The following is an 841-nucleotide window of genomic DNA, read 5'->3' as shown; positions in this document are numbered from 1 at the left end:
ATCGGTCGTCTTCACGAATCTCAACAGTCGCGTTATAAACGTCAAACGCCGCCTGCCAGCTCTGCATATCCTCGAGCACACGCCATTCACCTGGAAATGTCACAACGACATGCGAAAAGCTTAGCTCTGACATCGCTCGCTCGACTTCCGCTTTAAGGCTACCAGCATTGTCAGGGTCGTCGTAAGACACATAGCGCACGCGATAGCCGTCGTTCTGAAGCTCCTTAGCAAAGTGACGCATGGCAGAGAAAAGGAAGGCAATTTTCTTCTTATGATGTTTCACATAAGACGCCTCTGTACGCACCTCTGCCATCAATATCAGATCATTTTGCTTGTCTATATCGCTCAAACTAGCAAGCGAGCGTGACAGTTGGTCTGCGAGGACTAAACAAAGCTTTCCTGTCTGCGTCGAAAACTCAGGCATTTGATGCGGCCTTTACGACTTCGTATGCATCAAGTGCCGCTTCACGAGACTCTTTAAGATCCACAATTGGATGCGGATAATCAGTACCTAGCCACACGCCTGCCGATTTGAGAATGTCGGTCGGTGCTTCCCACGGTTTATGGATAAACTTCTTCGGCACCTCTGCAAGTTCAGGGCAAAATTTCTTGACGTATTCGCCATCACTATCAAATTTTTCGCCCTGTAATACGGGATTGAAAATTCGAAAGTAAGGTGCTGCGTCGGCGCCTGAACCAGCCACCCACTGCCAACTGGCAACATTGGCTGCAAGATCAGCATCGAGTAAACAGTCTCTAAACCATGCTTCTCCTAAGCGCCAATCACAGCGTAGGTTTTTCACCAAGAATGAGCCAACAACCATGCGAATGCGATTATGCA

2 protein-coding genes are annotated in these 841 nt (G+C 48.5%); both read right to left on the bottom strand.

Going from position 1 to position 841, the window contains the following annotated elements:
- The coding region (locus A3738_RS08790; RefSeq protein ID WP_197473734.1) for a cryptochrome/photolyase family protein at positions 1-424 on the bottom strand (424 nt) is incomplete at its 3' end.
- Positions 417-841 (bottom strand): FAD-binding domain-containing protein (locus A3738_RS08785; protein ID WP_197473733.1); only part of this gene is annotated, 425 nt, incomplete at its 5' end. The genes A3738_RS08790 and A3738_RS08785, both read right to left, overlap by 8 nt.

This window comes from Oleiphilus sp. HI0066 (assembly GCF_001635725.1).
This window is presented reverse-complemented; position numbering and strand designations above follow the sequence as displayed.